9 protein-coding genes are annotated in these 16,974 nt (G+C 63.7%); all 9 read left to right on the top strand.

Annotated features, from left to right (window positions below; translation table 11 throughout):
* The first annotated feature begins 156 nt into the window (after nt 1-156).
* The 9 genes from LOY54_RS12535 to LOY54_RS12575 all read left to right on the top strand — a co-directional run bounded on the left by LOY54_RS12535 (nt 157) and on the right by LOY54_RS12575 (nt 16,971).
* Nucleotides 157-801 carry a TetR family transcriptional regulator C-terminal domain-containing protein gene (locus tag LOY54_RS12535; RefSeq protein ID WP_093383240.1) on the top strand — a complete coding sequence of 215 codons (645 nt, stop codon included), beginning with the start codon at nt 157-159 and terminating at the stop codon, nt 799-801.
* Nucleotides 802-870: 69 nt separating this feature from the next.
* Nucleotides 871-1,587 carry a response regulator gene (locus LOY54_RS12540; protein WP_045198803.1) on the top strand — a complete coding sequence of 239 codons (717 nt, stop codon included), beginning with the start codon at nt 871-873 and terminating at the stop codon, nt 1,585-1,587.
* Between the two features lie 4 nt (nt 1,588-1,591).
* Entirely contained in the window at nt 1,592-2,365 is a 774-nt protein-coding gene (locus LOY54_RS12545) for an ABC transporter substrate-binding protein (protein WP_258597643.1), read from the top strand.
* Complete coding sequence (locus LOY54_RS12550; RefSeq protein ID WP_258610569.1) at nt 2,362-4,617, top strand: ATP-binding protein; 2,256 nt, start codon at nt 2,362-2,364, stop codon at nt 4,615-4,617. The genes LOY54_RS12545 and LOY54_RS12550 overlap by 4 nt, the downstream gene beginning before the upstream one ends.
* Before the next feature lie 202 nt (nt 4,618-4,819).
* Nucleotides 4,820-6,223, top strand: coding sequence for an amino acid permease (locus tag LOY54_RS12555; protein ID WP_045198808.1), 1,404 nt, complete (start codon nt 4,820-4,822; stop codon nt 6,221-6,223).
* A 187-nt stretch (nt 6,224-6,410) separates the two neighbouring features.
* On the top strand, nt 6,411-12,638 hold the full coding sequence (locus LOY54_RS12560; protein ID WP_258610570.1) for a hypothetical protein: 6,228 nt from the start codon (nt 6,411-6,413) through the stop codon (nt 12,636-12,638).
* A 244-nt stretch (nt 12,639-12,882) separates the two neighbouring features.
* A complete protein-coding gene (locus LOY54_RS12565; RefSeq protein WP_213601372.1) occupies nt 12,883-13,674 on the top strand; it encodes an enoyl-CoA hydratase/isomerase family protein in 792 nt (263 codons plus the stop codon).
* A gap of 31 nt (nt 13,675-13,705) precedes the next feature.
* The gene (locus LOY54_RS12570) at nt 13,706-14,866 is read left to right on the top strand and encodes an acyl-CoA dehydrogenase family protein (protein ID WP_258610571.1); all 1,161 of its coding nucleotides are present in this window, start codon (nt 13,706-13,708) and stop codon (nt 14,864-14,866) included.
* 14 nt (nt 14,867-14,880) lie between these two features.
* A complete protein-coding gene (locus LOY54_RS12575; RefSeq protein WP_258610572.1) occupies nt 14,881-16,971 on the top strand; it encodes an acetate--CoA ligase family protein in 2,091 nt (696 codons plus the stop codon).
* Nucleotides 16,972-16,974 lie beyond the last annotated feature (3 nt).

Consider the following 16,974-nt stretch of genomic DNA (forward strand, 5'->3'; position numbering starts at 1 on the left):
TTGCCCCGCGATCTGCTGCGAAGCAGCAGTAAAACCTGTCGACACGGTGCAAACAGACACACCGCATTGGCCGCTTTTACGATCGCTTCGCGCTCGATCGCGGGGCAAGGCCCGCTCCCACCGGGTTCCTGCAACTCACTCTGTTCGAGAAACCCTATGTCTCAGGAAGCCCGTTACAGCCGTATGGTCCCGGAGTTGCGCAAGGCCAACCTGGTCGAAGCGACCCTGGTGTGCCTGAAACGCCACGGCTTCCAGGGCGCCTCGATCCGCAAGATCTCCGCCGAGGCCGGCGTCTCGGTGGGGCTGATCAGCCATCACTATTCGGGCAAGGACGAACTGGTCGCCGAGGCCTACATGGCGGTCACCGGCCGGGTCATGGGGCTGATCCGCGAGGCCATGGCCCAGGCCGCACCCAATGCCCGCGAACGGCTGTCGGCGTTCTTTCGCGCCTCGTTCTGCGCCGAATTGCTCGACCCGCAACTGCTCGATGCCTGGCTGGCGTTCTGGGGCGCGGTGAAAACCGCCGAGGCGATCAACCAGGTGCACGATCATTCCTACGGCGAGTACCGCAACGAACTGGGCCGGCTGCTGGCGGACCTGGCCACAGAGGAGGGCTGGCAGGCATTCAACGCCGACCTTGCGGCCATCAGCCTGAGTGCCTTGCTTGACGGCCTGTGGCTGGAATCGGGGCTCAACCCCGGGACCTTCACCCCCGAGCAGGGCGTGCAGATCTGCGAGGCCTGGGTCGATGGTTTGCAAGCCGGTGGCCGCCGGCGCTTCACCCTGATCGAGGGCTGTTGATCGGTCGTTCAGTAATGGGTACGCTGCTGTCGTGAGTCATACAACAATTTTTATAAGAGACAACACGCAATGACGCCTCGGGTACTGGTCGTCGATGACGATCCGCTGATTCGCGACTTGCTGCACGCCTACCTGTCCCAGGAAGGCTACGACGTGCACTGCGCCGCCACGGCGGAGCAGGCCGAGCATTTTCTTGGCGAGCAGGCCGTCGACCTGGTCATGCTCGACATCCGTCTGCCGGGCAAGGATGGCCTGACCCTGACCCGCGAACTGCGGGTGCGCTCGGAAGTCGGCATCATCCTCATCACTGGCCGCAACGACGACATCGACCGCATCGTTGGCCTGGAATGCGGCGCCGACGACTACGTGATCAAACCGCTGAACCCGCGCGAGCTGGTGTCGCGGGCCAAGAACCTGGTGCGCCGGGTGCGCCATGCCCAGGCCGGCAAGCCGCCCAGTGGCGCCAATCATCCGCTCAAGCAGTTTGCCGACTGGGCCCTGGACACCGACCGCCGGCGCCTGATCGACCCCCAGGGCGGCGAAACCCTGCTGACCCATGGCGAGTTCCAGCTGCTCAGCGTGTTCCTGCGCAACAGCGGCCATACCCTGAGCCGCGACCAGTTGATGGACCAGATCCGCAACCGCGAATGGGTGCCCAACGACCGCTCCATCGATGTGCTGGTCGGCCGCTTGCGCCGCAAGCTGCACGATGACCCGGCCGAACCGCAGCTGATCATCACCATTCACGGCGCCGGTTACCTGTTTACCGCCAGCGTGGCGGCCTGAGCGCATGTGGCGGTGGTTATGGCTGGCCCTGCTGGTGCTCGGCGCCCAGGCCCAGGGCGCCGAGCGCATCCGCTATTGCGACTACCCGGTGTACCCGCCGGTCTCCTGGAGTGACGGCAAGCAGGTGCGCGGCCTGGCGCCGACCGTGGTACGCCAGTTGTTCGCGCGCCTGGGCTATGAGGTGGAGATCGTCGTGCTGGGTAACTGGAAGCGCTGCCTGCTCGATGCCGCCGAAGGCCGGGTCGACGTGGTGTTGGCCTACAACAGCGACCAGCGCGACCAGGGCATGCGTTTTTCCACGGTGCCAGTGCTGCGCGAAGAGGTGGCGGTGTTTTTCAACCGCCAGCGGCCGGTGAAATTCGAGCGCCTTGAAGACCTTGCCAGCTACCGCGGCGGGCTGTTGTTCGGCGAAAGCTACGGCCCTGACTTCGACCGCTTCGTCGCCCGCCACCAGAACATCGAGTGGGTCTCCGACAGCCAGCAGAATTTCGGCAAGCTGATTCGCGGGCGCATCGATTTCGTCATCCAGGAGCGGCGCACCGGCCAGTTGTTCGTCGAGCACCTGCCTGGCGCCCAGGACATCCAGGCCTTGCCCACCGCGCTGAGCGTCGACTACCTGCGGGTGGCGGTGTCGCGTCATTCACCCTTGAGCCAGCACATGGCGCAAATCGACGAGCAGTTGCAGCGCATGACCGACAACGGTGAGATCCAGCGCTGGCTGGAACAAAGCGAAGTCACCTACCGCGACATGGTCAACCTGCCGGCGGACGCCCGTTGATGCGCCTGCAACCCGGTGGCCTGCTGCGGCGCCTGCTGCTGTTCATCCTGTTGTTTAGCCTGTGCTTTACCGTGCTGGCCAGCACCGTGCAGTTGTATTTCGAGTACCGCCGCGAGATGCGCGACATCGATTCGCGCATGGCGCTGATTCGCGCCGGCTACCTGGCAAGCCTTGAGCGCAGCCTCTGGGACCTCAACCAGGAGCAACTGAACGTGCAATTGCGCGGCCTGGTGGACTTCTCCGATGTGGCGCGGGTGCGCCTGAGCAGCGCCGATTTCGACTTGCTGCAGGGCGAGGCCACGCCGCAAGGGCCGCTGCGCATCGAGCGTTTCGCCCTCGACTACCAGCCGCCGTCAGGGCCGCCACGCCATCTGGGCGAGCTGGAAGTCAGCATCGACCTGGGCGCGGTGCACCGACGCCTGTTCGCCACCGGGCTGACCAGCCTGTTGTGGATGAGCGTGTTCCTCTGCGGCCTGGCCGTGGCCCTGTCGGGGTTGTTCTACCGGCTGGTTACCCGCCACCTGCAGGTGATGGCCGAGTTTGCCCGCCGTATAGGCGCCGGCGATTTGCAGGAGCCGCTGCGCCTGGACAAGCGCCGCTCCAGCCGCGAAGACGAAATCGATACCGTGGCCCACGCCCTGGACGACATGCGGCGCAATATTCTCAGCGATATCGATCGCCGTGAAATCGACCGCCTGGCCCTGCAGGACAAACGCGACGAACTGCAGAAGATGGTCGAGCGCCGCACCGCCAGCCTGATGCATGCCAAGGAGGAGGCCGAGGCGGCGAACCTGGCCAAGTCGCGCTTCCTGGCAACCATGAGCCATGAACTGCGCACCCCGCTCAACGGCATCCTCGGCATGGCCGAACTGCTGCGCGAAGCGCACCTCGACGCCCGTGACCGCAAGCGCCTGGATGCCCTGTACAAAGCCGGCGAAGGTTTGCTGACCATCCTTAACGAAGTGCTGTATTTCGCCCGCCTGGAAGAGGGCGAAAGCCACCCGGAGCCGGTGGACTTCTCCCTGCGCCAATTATGCGACGAGGTCATGACCCTGCTCGAGCCGCGAGCGCTTAACAACGATACGGTGCTGCGCTGTCGCATCGATAGCCAGTTGGCGCCTCGCCAGCACGGCGCCGAGCAGTTTTTGCGTCAGGTGCTTAGCAACTTGCTGGCCAACGCCATCAAGTTCACCGAGGCCGGCGAGGTGAGTGTCGATGTCCAGGTGCTGGACCAGGCGCAAGGCCGCCAACAGTTGCGGGTCAGCGTGCGCGACAACGGCATCGGCATCGCTGCGCCGGTGCAGGGGCGGATTTTCGATCGCTTCGTCCAGGCCAGCGACGCCGTGGCCCGGCGTTACGGCGGCACCGGCCTGGGCCTGGCGATCTGCAAGCACCTGGTCGAGCTGCTCGGTGGGCGCATCGGTCTTGAAAGCGTTGAGGGCCAGGGCAGTTGTTTCTGGTTCGAACTGCAGCTGCAAGCGGCGGCCGCCGAGGCCCCGGCGCTGCTGCCGGCGGCAGCGGTGCAGGCCCTGGATATTCTTGTGGTCGAAGACGTCGAGCTCAACCGCGAGGTGGTGCGCGGCCTGCTGCAGCGTGACGGCCACCGCTTGTGGATGGCTGAAGACGGTGAACAGGCGCTGGAGCTCTGCGCCCAGCGGCGCTTCGAGCTGATCCTGCTCGATGTGCACCTGCCGGGTATCAGTGGCGTCGAGCTGTGCCGGCAGATCCGCCGCACGCCCGGGCCGAACCGCGCTTGCCGGATCCTGGCGCTGACCGCCAGCGTGCAACCGGCGCTGGTGCGCGGATTTCTTGCGGCGGGCATGCAGGGCATCCTCGCCAAGCCGCTGAAGCTCGACAGCCTGCGCCAGGCGCTGGCGCAACAGGGGGTGGTGGTCGAGGCGGCGACGGCCGGGCAGGGCATGGACTGGGCGCTGCTCGATACCCATCGCAGCCTGCTCGGCGAACAGAAAGTCCAGGGTTTGCTGACGGTGCTGCGCGATGCCCTCGAACAGCACCAAGGCGCGCTGGCCGAGGTGCTCAAGGCCGGTGACTGCACCGAGGTCGCACACCTGGCCCATCGCCTCGCCGGCAGCAGCGACTCCCTGGGTTTTAGCGGCCTGGCGACGGTACTGCGCGAGCTGGAAGCAGCAGCGCTGGGCAAGCACCAGGCGGCCCTGAATGCATTGCAAGCACCCTTGACCGAGCAGTTGCGCCTGGCCGCACAGACCCTCAAACAGCTGATCCAGAGCTGACGTACAAAAACCTTACGACTTTTTACATCTTCGATCTTCAGGTACAACGCCAGCTTACATCGCTTTCCAATAATCGACGGCAACCGCTGCACGCGGTCTTCGAAGCTTATTGGAGATAATAATAATGAACTGCCGTAAAGCTCAGCCGTCCCCGCACCATCGCCTGTCCCTCCCGCGCTTCAACCACTGTTGAGGTGCCGACATGACTGACTCTACTGACCGTAAAGGCATCCACCTGACCCGTGCGCTGAAAAGCCGGCACATCTTCATGCTCTCGCTGGGCGGGGTGATCGGTACCGGGCTGTTCATGGGCTCGGGGGTGACCATCAACCAGGGCGGGCCCATGGGCGCGATCCTCGCCTACCTGGTGGCCGGTTTTCTGATGTACCTGGTGATGGTCTGCCTGGGCGAGCTGTCGGTGCAGATGCCGGTGTCCGGCTCGTTCCAGACCCACGCGACCAAATTCATCGGCCCGGCCACCGGCTTCATGATCGGCTGGGTGTACTGGATGAGCTGGGCCACCACCGTCGGCCTTGAGTTCACCGCCGCCGGCATGCTGATGGTGCGCTGGTTCCCCGAGGTGCCGATCTGGTACTGGTCGGCGCTGTTCGTGGTGGTGCTGTTCGGCCTCAATGCCCTGGCCACCCGCGCCTTTGGCGAAGCCGAGTACTGGTTCTCGGGGATCAAGGTGGCGGCGATCCTCGGGTTTATCATCGTCGGCGTGCTGGTGATCTTCGGCGCGATCCCGCTGACCAGCGGCGAGCCGGCGCCGATGATGAACAACCTGATTGGCGACTCGATGTTCCCCAACGGCCTGTCGGCGGTGTTCGCGGTGATGATGACCGTGGTCTATGCCTTCCAGGGGTGCGAGATCATGGGCGTTGCCGCCGGTGAAACCGACCAGCCAGAAAAGAGCATCCCGCGGGCGGTGCGCAACGTGGTGTTCCGCGTACTGATCTTCTACGTGCTGGCCATCGTCGTGCTTTCGGCGATCGTGCCGTGGCAGCAGGCCGGGCTGATGGAAAGCCCGTTCGTGCAGGTGTTCGACATGGTCGGCATTCCCTACGCCGCCGACCTGATGAACTTCGTCATCCTTACCGCGATCCTGTCGGTGGGCAACTCCGGCCTGTATGCCTCGACGCGCATCCTCTGGGCCATGTCCAAGACCGGCATGGCGCCCAAGAGCCTGTCGCCCTTGAGCAAGCGCGGCGTGCCGCTGCGAGCGCTGAGCATCACCCTGTGCTTTGCCCTGGTGTCGCTGATGACCAGTTTCGTTGCCGCCGACACCCTGTTCATGGTGCTGATGGCGGTGAGCGGCATGTCCGGCACCGTGACCTGGATCGTCATTGCCCTGGCCCAGTACAAATTCCGCCGTGCGTACCTGCGCGATGGCGGCAAGCTGGCCGACCTCAAGTACCGCGCGCCACTGTTCCCGCTGGTGCCGCTGCTGTGCATCACCCTGTGCAGTTCGCTGTTCGTGTTCCTGGCCCTGGATGAAACCCAGCGGCCGTCGCTGTACTGGGGTTTTGGTTTCATCGCAGTGTGTTACGCGGCGTACTTCATCATCCACCGCAAACGCCAGGCGGTGTTGGCGCCGTCGGTGTAAGCCTGCCGGGGCTGCTTAGCAGCCCTTTCGCCGGCCACGCTGGCGCCCACACCTAGCATTTTTGTCAGTTGTTGGCCTCGATAACGAGGTATTGAATAAGGGTCGACTTTACCCAGGTCGGCCCTTTTACATGGCGGTAAGCATGCGGGGCCGCAACGCGTTTCCCCTGCACCGAGGCATGTCTGCCATGAATGATTTGCAAAGCGATACCGTCGACGCAACCACCACCAACGAACTGCCCGTCTTGTCCCTGTTCGCTGCGGTAGCACCGGTCAGCGGCCATGACGCGGGTGTCAACCTGCATACCCTGAGCATCGATCCGCGTGGCGTGCTGGCGACCGTGCCGCCGTTCGTTGATGTGGTCGCCGGTGATGAGTTGCGGGTGTACATGGATGCCGACAGCACGCCAGTCGTTGCGCCGCTGGTGCTTGAGGGATACGACCTCGGCCGGCCGTTGACCCTGTTCCTGCCGAGCGAGCGGTTTACCCCGGGTGCACATACAGTGCGCTATGCCTTCAGCCGCAACAATGTGGAATATGGGTCCTCCCGCGATCTTGCGGTACTGGTCAAGCTGGACCGCCCGGGCGGTTCCGAGCCTGGGCACCAGGGCCTGGTGGCGGCGGATGTCGGTGTCAACCCGGTGACCGCCGAGCACCTGGAAAACGGCGTTCAGGTGCAGGTCTACTTCTATGAGAACCGCGCGGTCGACGACGTGATCCGCCTGAGCTGGGGCGGGGTCATGCTGAGCTATACCCTGGTCGAGGCCGACCTCAGCCAGCCGGTGGTGTTCACCGTGCCCGGCAGCGTCATCCTCCAGGCCGGTGACGGCCCCAACCTGGTGGTGACCTGGGAAGTGCACGATATTGTCCACAACACCAGCCAGACCTGGGCACCGCATGTATCGGTGGTGGTCGACACCGGTCATGCGCAGTTGCCGGGCGTTTCGGTGACGGGGCTGGATCACGAAGGTTATCTCAACCTCGATGTGCTGGGCAGCGATGACTTGTTGATAAATGTGCAGGCCAGCGCGCCGGCATTCGCCACCGGTGACACGGTCAAGCTGCGTTTTACCGGTTACATCGACTCGGGCGTGCCGACCGTAATCGAGCTGGACCAGAGCATCCGCGGGACTTTGCCGCAGACCCTGACGTTCACCATCCCCAATGACAAAGCCTGGGCGCTGGCCAGTGGCTTGGCGGTGGTGGGCTACACGCTGGTGAATGCTGGGGGCCAGCAGCAGTCGCAGCGCCTGAGCATCGGTTTCAAAGGCCAGCCCAAGGCGCTGACTGTGCCTCGGGTCCATCAGGCGCCGGAGGGTGTGCTGGCCTATGATGTTGCCCGGGCCACGGTAATGATCCCCAAGTACCAGGGGCGCACACAAGGCCACCAGGTGACCGTGGTATGGCAGGGGACTCAAAGTGATGGCCGACCGACGTTGTACCAGGTCAGCCGGGCAGTCACCCATAACGAGGGGGCAGGTGACGATGAGATGGCGTTCAGTGTCGACAAGGCGCACATCAACCTGCTGGAGTCGGGCTCGGTCAGGGTGTTCTATCAGGTGCGCATGCTGAGCACGCGCAGCGTCGGTTTTCGCCAATCGGCGGTGCTGGAGCTGCGCATCAGTGCTGCCGGCTTGCTGCCGGCGCCAGAGCTGGACGACCCGGTCAATGAGCTCGACCCGTATTTTTACCCGTTCGGGGTGCAGGTGAACATCAACTACCCGAACAAGCGCGCCGGGGACAAGGTCACCTTTACCTGGCAAGTTGAGGATCCGGAGCATAGCTACAGCGAAGCCAAGCTTGTCGACAGCAGTGGCGCAGTGCCCAGTTTTCGCGTATCCCAGGCCATTGCCCAGGCTGGGGTGGGCAGCACGGTGATGATGAGTTACGAGGTCGAGCCGGCGTTGGGCGGCCGGCCGTTGCCGTCCCAGGCGCGGGCGCTGGCGTTGCGCTCCGTCGCCCCGGTGCCGCAACTGGCGCAACTCACGGGCGCGCAGAATGGCAGCTACGACCCGATGCTCGGCCTGCATGGTGCCCAGGTGCTGATCAGCTACCCAGGCATGCGTGAAAGCGATTGCATCACCCTGTACTGGAAAGGATCGGCGGGCGCCGGCACTCCCACCCTCCCGAAGCGTGCGGGCAGTGACAGCGGCAGCATCACCATCAGCGTGCCGGCGGCGGCGGTGGCGGCAAACTTCAACGGCCCGGTGCAGTTTTATTATGAAGTGCTGCGCAACGAGCTGGCGGCGATCGAATCGCCCAGGCAGGCGGTGCAAATCGGCGTGCCGGGTGATCACGACTTGGCGCACCCGAGGATCGATGAGGCGATCGGCAACGAGCTGGACCTGGACCTGTTCGAAGGCGATGCCCAGGTCAGCGTCAGAGCCTGGCCGTTTATGGCCGTGGGCCAGCGGGTGTGGCTGGAAGTGCGCAGCGCCACCGCCACGCTCGCGCTGTGGGAGGACAGCCCGGTCGAGCAGGTGGCGCAGCTGAGCGTGGCGTTGCCGCGCGATTTTCTCGAACCGCTGGAGGATGGCAGTCTGTTGTCGCTGCACCTGAGCGTCAGCTACGGCGGCGCTGCGGCGCTGGAGTGTCCGGTGCGCAGCTACACCGTGCGCCAGGGGCAATTGCACATAGGCATCTCCGATGCCGGCCTGGCCAGCTCGGTCTTGCCGGCGGACTGGACGCTGCCAACCCAGACCTGCGCGGTGACCCTGGCCGGCCGGCCCGGCGCGCAAGGCAGTCTCAGCGTCAATGGCTCGGCGCAGTTCGACAACGACAGCCAGCAACTGGACTTCACTCTCGATGCCCAGGGCGAGTTTATCGCCTGGCTGGGTGATCCGTACGCCGAGACGGTGCTGGTCAGCGCGCAGATCGGCGGCGCACAAGCCCAGCACGTGCCGGTGAAATTCGTTGATGTGTTCCCGTACGCCCAGCAGCAAGATGAGCAGCGTGTGCGCGCCCGTGCGGCGAGCGGCGCGCTGGCCAACGGCCGGTCGGCCAATCGGGTGTGCTTCGATGCCGACGGCTTTGCCAGCGCCACCTATGTGCAGGTTGAGCTCAGCGGCAGTGCACGGATTGTCGGCCACCCTGGCCAGGTGGTTAGCCTGCCGCTGACGGCGCTGAGCGGTGATTGCCAGTTCGACGTGGTCGACAGCGTCGCCGAAGAAGTGACGGTGACGTTTCAACTGCCCCAGGGTGGTAGCTGGACCCGCTTCAGTCAGACCCTGTACTTCACCCGCCTGGCCTCGCGCTATGCGACCCGTGGCGTCGCCGCCGACGGTAGCCCCTGGTTCATGCGTGTCAACCAGATCACCAGCGTCGAAACCAGCCATGTGCGCATCCCGCAATGGAAAGAGTTCATCGATCATCCCGCAGGCCTTGATGGCGGCATTGGTGTACGGGCCCTGGAAGCTCATGCCGATGGGCTGCTGGTTCTGGTCGAGCCGTACCTGCAAATGGCCGCTGGCGATAAGGTTCATGTGCATTTTGGCGACGAACAGGTGCCGGCTACGCCGATTGCAGTGGTGATACTGCCTGAAGAGGTGAACGATCTAGTCACCCTATACGTTCCCGCTGCCCGCATTCCCAAAGGCGTCAGCGAGGTATGGTTCACGGTCGAGCCGCTGAGCGGCAATAAGCGCGCGTCGGCGCGTTTGCGCGTCAAGGTCAAGGTCACCTTGCCCGGCGGCCCCAATCCCATCCCCGGCAGCCCTCATAATGCCGCCCTGATGTCGCCAGATGTGCCCTTCGGCCTGATCGACTGGGAAATGGCCCAGGACGGCATCACGGTGTACGTCAACCGCTGGCGCATCATGGAGGCGGGTGATGTTCTCAGCTTGAGCTGGGGTGGGGCCAAGGTCACCCATGTTGTCCAGCAAGGCGAAGTGGGCAGGACCATACCGGTGTTCGTCGACTTTGCCACCATCGAGGCCGGGGGCGATGATGAACGCCTGCTGGTGCTGTACTGGCTCGAAGACGAGGTGGGCAACGAGTCCGATGGCGCCTCGTTGCCCAGCTATGCCTTTGTCGAGGTCAGCCTGGTGTTGCTGCCACGGCCGGCGGTGGCCGGGCTCGACGAGGAAGGCTTTCTCGACCTGGGGGAACTGCAAGGGGCCGATGTGGAGGTCTCGGTGATTGCCGACCGGCCCGACTTCCGGGTCGGCGACCAGGTGGTGTTCCTCTTTCGTGGATTCACCGAAGACGTGGTGGCGATCCCGCCGCATGAATCCCTCCCGTACCCGGTGGGGGTTATCCCGCCTCCGCGGCCCATTGTCCACAAGGTACCCAATAGCATCGCCGAGTCGATCACGGGGGGGCTGGCCTATGTCTCCTATAAGGTCACCCGCGAAGGCCAGGAGTTTGCTTCGCGAACCACTGCCGTAGGAGTGCGGGGCAAGGCGGCCGAGTTGCTGGCGCCGAGGGTGAACGATAGCCAGGAGAATTACCTCCCTGACACCCTGCCGCGTGCCGTGGTGATCGTTCCGCCGTGGGTGGGCATGTACCTCAACCAGCAGGCACGCCTGGTGTGGCAAGGCAAGCAGGCCAACGGTCACGCATATTCTTTTTTTCGCGATTGGCAGGTGACTGAACTTGGGGTGGGCCAAGAGGTGGCGCTTATCGTGCCGCCCGAACATATCGTCGCGTTGTCGGGCGGGTACCTGGAGTTGTCCTACCGGGTGTTCTACGGCAGCAGCGAGCCGCGGGAGTCGCAAGTCCTGAGACTGTGGGTCGGTGAAACTGCCCCCGATCTGTTCCCCCCGAACGTGCCTGAGGCAGAGAACGATACCCTCGACCCGGTCGGCCTTGTGGTGGCTAACGTCGAGGCTCCGGTGTACGACGGCATGCTGAAAGACCAAAGGGTGACCATGGAGTGGTTGAGCCCGGTGGCCGGGGCGAACATCATCGATTTTTATGATGTGCAGTTTATCGGTGACATCGGCTTTCCCGTGTATGAGCGAGACATGGTACGCAGCCTGGGGCATGAGGTACGCATCCGCTACCACGTCAGCGAGGTGGGCCAACGTCGGCGCTATTCGGACTACCTGCGCCTGGGAATCGGCCCGGTGTTGAGCAACCCGCCGCGGCCGCGGATCGAGGAGGCAAATGGCGATACGCTTAATTTGCTGAATTTTCAGGGAGATGCGCTGGCGACGGTGGCGAAGTGGACCGGGATCAGCGAACGTCAACGTTACTGGTTTCGCTGCCGTGGAGAGGATGCACAAGGTAATCAAAAGATCATTCGTTTGGCGGAAGGCCAGCAGGTGTCAGCCAGTGAAGTCAACCTGGGGGTACGGGCTACGCTGGACAGGGCGGATCTGCAGGCATTTGCCCACCAGAGCCGGATAACCCTGGAGATGGCGGTGGCGCTGCGCCTGGATGCCGAAGAGTCGCAGGCAATCAGGTTTCCGTTGCGCGAATACCAAATCCTTCAGGTTCAAGTCAACCTGATTGCGCCCAGAATACCCGAGGCCCGGGGCAACAGGCTCGAGTTGGCATTTTTTGATGGTGATGCCACCTTGCGCATTGACCCCTGGCAAGGTATTGCTGCTGGTCAGCGGGTGTGGGTGCAGTTGAAGGGAACACTGGCGAACGGCGCAGACTGGACGTTGCAGTTACTGAGAGCGCACCCCGTAAGCGTTGATGAGGTAAAAAACGGGATCAGCCGGCCAATATCGCGTTCGGATCTGGAAAAGCTCAAAGATCGCTCGCGTTTGAGCATTCGTTTGCGAGTGAACATAATGGGTGCGGACAATGAGGGTGAGGCGATTGAAGCGCCTGGGATCGATTATGAGATGGATGTGGGGGCCGAAGTAGCAATTGCAGTATCCCACTTGGGCGTGTGGAACGGCATTTCGCCCTTTGGCATTCCCACAAACAACGCGCTTATCATCGGCAGGCCTGGCCAAGTTGTAACGTTGCGGTTAAGTGGAGGTGGGAGATTTACCAATGGAACGGCTGAGAAACAAGTAACGCTGGATAGCGTGGGCGAACACCAAGAACTGGTCGGTTTGGTAACCACCACCAGCAACATCACAGTTTTGACGGCTAACCATGGGGGTAAAACAGTAAGTGCCCAGTTGGCGTTTGTGGTGGGTGCTCCTCCCCAACATGCTTGGAGTACTTATGATATTAGTGCGAATTGTGCTAGTGGTGCTTTAGCTAACGGCCGCCATTTCAATCGAGTCTACATCCAGGTGGTAATGAACTACCCGCCTCACTCAGGTCTTTATCAACTAGCTGTTTCCGTCTCGGGCGGTGCGCAAATTGTCGGTTATTCAAGTTCGACTGCAATTATACCGGGCTTGAGGCAAGGGCGAACAGTTTATTTCTTCTTCGATGTCACCCATACACGGGCAGAAACAGTAACGATGACCGCTGGTTACGGAATAATCAGGACCCTCCATTTCAGCTAGGCTGTTGTCAACCTCCACCCGCAGGACCGCCGTTAAAGGTGGTCCTTTTTTTGTGCCGAGATGTTCAAGTTTGTAACAGTGGTGTCGTCTCAATCCACATAAAAAATAAAAAATCTATAAAAAACAAACGCATGAGGTCGATCCATAAGTTTTTTCAGAAGTTTTACGAAGATTGATACGTTGTTGAACACTCGTTTAGTATGGCCTCAAGCCCGCGTCCAATCACAATAATTCGAGGCCACCCATGACCCCTCCTGCGTCGCTGCTCAGCCAGGTCGAAGCCGGCATTGCCTGGATCACCCTCAACCGCCCCGACCAGCGCAACGCGCTGGACATCCCCAGCCTGAAAAACCTGCATGCCTTGCTCGACGCCCATAACGCTGACCCGGCTGTGCGTGTGGTGGTGCTGACCGGCACGGGTCGCAGCTTCTGCGCCGGCGCCGACCTTGCCGAATGGGCCGAGGCCGAAGCCCGCGGCGCGCTGGAAAGCTACGGCTGGACCGAAACCGCCCATGCCCTGATGCAGCGCCTGCACAGCCTCGACAAACCCACCATTGCCGCCATCAACGGCACCGCCGTCGGCGCCGGCATGGACCTGACCCTGTGCTGCGACCTGCGCGTAGCAGCGGCCTCGGCGCGGTTCAAGGCTGGCTACACCAGCATGGCCTACAGCCCGGATGCCGGCGCCAGCTGGCACTTGCCGCGGCTGATCGGCAGCGAACAGGCCAAGCGCCTGCTGTTTCTCGATGAGCTGTGGGGCGCCGAGCGAGCCCTGGCGGCCGGGCTGGTCGGCGAGGTGTGCGCCGATGAGCAGTTGCTGGCGGTGACCGCAGACCTTGCCGGGCGCCTGGCCAAGGGCCCGACCTTCGCCTTCGCCCAGACCAAGCAGCTGATCCGCGACGGCGCCCAGCGCACCCTGGGCGAGCAGCTACAGGCTGAGCTTGCCGCCGGGCTGCTGTGCGGGCGCAGCGCAGACGGCGCCGAAGCGTTGCGCGCCGCCGTCGAGAAGCGCACTGCTAATTTCGTTGGTAAATAAACACTTACAAGCACTTCTTCAGGATCGACTCATGAATTTCCAACTGACCCAAGAACAACAAATGTTGGTGGAAGCGGTACGCAGTTTTGTCGCCAAGGAGTTACTGCCCCATGAAGAGGCGGTCGACCGCGCCGACGAGGTCTCGCCAGAGCTTGCCGCGCAGATTCGCGGCAAGGCCATCGCCGCCGGCTTCTATGCCTTCAACATGCCCGAGGAAGTCGGCGGTGGCGGCCTCGACTACCTGTCCCAGGCGCTGATCGAACGCGAGCTGTCGAAGGTGTCGTGGGCCCTGCACGTGTTTGTCGCGCGGCCTTCGAAGATCCTCATGGCTTGCAAGGACGAACAGATCAACGACTACCTGCTGCCGTGCATCCAGGGCGAGAAGACCGACTGCTTTGCCCTCACCGAGCCTGGCGCCGGCTCCGATGCCAATGCGATCAAGACCCGCGCCGTGCGCGAGGGCGACAACTTTGTGCTCAACGGCAGCAAGCACTTTATCAGCCATGCCGGGCATGCCGATTTCGCCATTGTCTTTGCCGTCACCGACACCTACCAGCACAACGGCAAGACGCGCAATGCGGTGACCGCCTTCCTGGTCGACCGCGGCACCCCGGGCATGACCATCCGCCGCGGGCCTAAATGCGTGAGCAATCGCGGCTATCACACCTTCGAGCTGTTCTTCGATGACTGCAAGGTGTCGGCCAGCAAGGTGCTCGGTGAGGTCGGCAAGGGCTGGGAAGTGGCCAACGCCTGGCTCACCGCCGGGCGGGTGATGGTTGCCGCCAACTGTGTTGGCCAGGCCCAGCGCGCCCTGGATGTGTCGCTGCAATGGGCGGCCGACCGCAAGCAGTTCGGCCAGCCGATCGGCACCTACCAGGGCATTTCGTTCAAGCTCGCCGACATGGCCACGCAAATCCGCGCCGCTGAGCTATTGACCCTGCACACTGCCTGGAAAATGGACCAGGGCACGATGACCGACGGCGAGGCGGGCATGGCCAAGCTGTTTGCCAGTGAAGTGCTCGGCAAGGTCGCCGATGAGGCGGTGCAGATCTATGGCGGCATGGGCCTGATGGACGAAGGGCCGGTCGAGCGGATCTGGCGCAATGCGCGCATCGAGCGGGTCTGGGAGGGCACCTCGGAGATCCAGCGGCACATCATTTCCCGTGAACTGCTGCGCCCGCTGCTGCGCTGACCAGGAGCCTGCTCATGTTACGAGACAACCTCAAACGCCTGCTCGCTCCGCGCCACCTGGCCTTCGTCGGCGGGCGCAGCATGGCCCGGGCCTTCAAGCGCTGCGCCGAAGGCGGCTACCCAGGGCAGATGTGGCTGGTCAACCCGCAGCACGACAGCCTCGATGGCGTGCCGTGCGTGCGCAGCGTCGCCGAGTTGCCCTGTGCGCCGGATGCGGTGTTCATCGCCACCAACCGCGAACTGACCCTGACCTGCGTGGCCGAGCTGGCCGCCAAGGGCGCCGGCGGGGCGATTTGCTACGCCTCGGGCTTTGCCGAAACCGGCGCCGAAGGCCTGGCCCTGCAACAGCAACTGCTCAAGGCCGCCGGTGACATGGCGCTGCTGGGCCCCAACTGCTATGGCCTGCTCGACTACCTGCACAGCTCGGCGCTGTGGCCGGTGGCCCATGGCGGCAAGGCGGTGGAGAAGGGCGTGGCGGTGCTGACCCAGAGCGGCAACTTTGCCTACAACCTGTCGATGAGCGACCGCTCGCTGCCGGTGGCCTACATGGCCTCGGTGGGCAACCAGGCGCAGATCGGTATCGCCGAACTGATGGACGCGCTGCTCGATGAGCCGCGGGTGACCGCCATCGGCCTGCACCTGGAAGGCTTGAAGAACGTGCCGGGCTTTGCCCGCGCCGCGCACAAGGCACTGGAAAAGGGCATCCCGATCATCGCCCTGAAAACCGGGGTGTCGCAGATCGGCGCGCAACTGGCGCTGAGCCACACCAGCTCGCTGTCCGGCTCCGATGCGCTGTATGACAGTCTGTTCGAGCGCCTCGGGGTGATCCGCGTCAGCGGCCCGGTGAGCTTTGTCGAAACCCTCAAGGCCGCCGCCTGCGGCCAGCTGCCCAAGGGCGGCAGGCTGATTGCCCTGGCCTGCTCCGGGGGCGACGCCGGGCTGATCGCCGACTATGCCGAACGTAACGCGCTGAGCCTGCCGAAACTGGAGGACGGCCAGGTCGGCGAGCTGGCCCAGGTGTTGCCAAGCTATGCCAACCTGGTCAACCCGCTGGACTTCACCACGGCGATCTGGGGCGACGCCTGCGCGCTTGAACGCATGCTCGACAGTGCCCTGCGCACCGAGGCCGATGCCGCCATGCTGGTGCTCGACTACCCGGCCGAGTTCACCGGCGAGCGCAAGGAGTGCGACCTGCTGCTGGAGCTGTACTGCGCGGCGCTCAAACGCCACGGCAAGAGCGGTTTTGTCACCTCGGCCTTGCCCGAGCTGCTGCCGGCCGTTGCCCGCGAGCGCCTGCATGGCCACGGCATTGCCGCGCTGCAGGGCGTCGAGGATGGCCTGGCGGCCTGGGGGCGAATTGCCGCGTACCAGGCCAGGCGCCAGGCGCTGCTTGATCTGGGCGAGTCGGCATTGGCGCCGTTGTGCCCACAGCCGCTGCATGGCGAGGGCGAGCTGCTCACCGAGTGGCAGTCCAAGCAAGCCTTGCAGGCGTTCGGCCTGGCGGTGCCCAAGGGCGTGCTGAGCAGCCCTGAGCAGGCCCTCAAGGATGCTGAAACGGTCGGCTATCCCTTGGTGCTCAAAGCGGTCAGCGCGCAACTGCCGCACAAGACCGAAGCCGGTGCCGTTGCTCTCAACCTGCGTGACCCGCAGGCCCTGGGCGCGGCCCTGGAACAGATGCGTACGCGGATCGCGGCCTATGCGCCGGGTGTAGTGTTCGACCAGGTGCTGCTCGAACCCATGGCCAGCGCGCCGCTGGCCGAGCTGATCGTCGGCATCAAGCGCGAGAACGACTTCGGCCTGGCGCTGGTGATCGGCGCAGGCGGCATCCTCGTCGAGTTGCTCAAGGACAGCACCAGCCTGCTGCTGCCGACCACCGACGGCGCCATCCGCAGGGCCGTGCTCGGCCTGCGCAGCGCCGCCTTGCTCCAGGGCTTTCGTGGCCGTGAAGCGGCGGACCTTGAGGCGCTGGTGGCGGCGATTCGTGCGGTGGCCGACTACGCCTGTGAGAACGCCGCGCAATTGCTCGAACTGGATGTCAACCCATTAATGGTCGGTGCCCAGGGCACCACCGCGGTCGATGCGTTGATTCGCCTCGGCCAGGTGTAAGGA

Origin of the sequence: Pseudomonas sp. B21-032 (assembly GCF_024748965.1) — a bacterium.
Classification (GTDB): Bacteria; Pseudomonadota; Gammaproteobacteria; order Pseudomonadales; family Pseudomonadaceae; genus Aquipseudomonas.

Bases quoted from the DNA above. Each gene is read 5' to 3' on its own strand.
- LOY54_RS12540 (WP_045198803.1), top strand. From the start codon at position 871: ATGACGCCTCGGGTACTGGTCGTCGATGACGATCCGCTGATTCGCGAC.
- LOY54_RS12560 (WP_258610570.1), top strand. From the start codon at position 6,411: ATGAATGATTTGCAAAGCGATACCGTCGACGCAACCACCACCAACGAA.
- LOY54_RS12555 (WP_045198808.1), top strand. From the start codon at position 4,820: ATGACTGACTCTACTGACCGTAAAGGCATCCACCTGACCCGTGCGCTG.
- LOY54_RS12565 (WP_213601372.1), top strand. From the start codon at position 12,883: ATGACCCCTCCTGCGTCGCTGCTCAGCCAGGTCGAAGCCGGCATTGCC.
- LOY54_RS12535 (WP_093383240.1), top strand. From the start codon at position 157: ATGTCTCAGGAAGCCCGTTACAGCCGTATGGTCCCGGAGTTGCGCAAG.
- LOY54_RS12545 (WP_258597643.1), top strand. From the start codon at position 1,592: ATGTGGCGGTGGTTATGGCTGGCCCTGCTGGTGCTCGGCGCCCAGGCC.
- LOY54_RS12570 (WP_258610571.1), top strand. From the start codon at position 13,706: ATGAATTTCCAACTGACCCAAGAACAACAAATGTTGGTGGAAGCGGTA.
- LOY54_RS12575 (WP_258610572.1), top strand. From the start codon at position 14,881: ATGTTACGAGACAACCTCAAACGCCTGCTCGCTCCGCGCCACCTGGCC.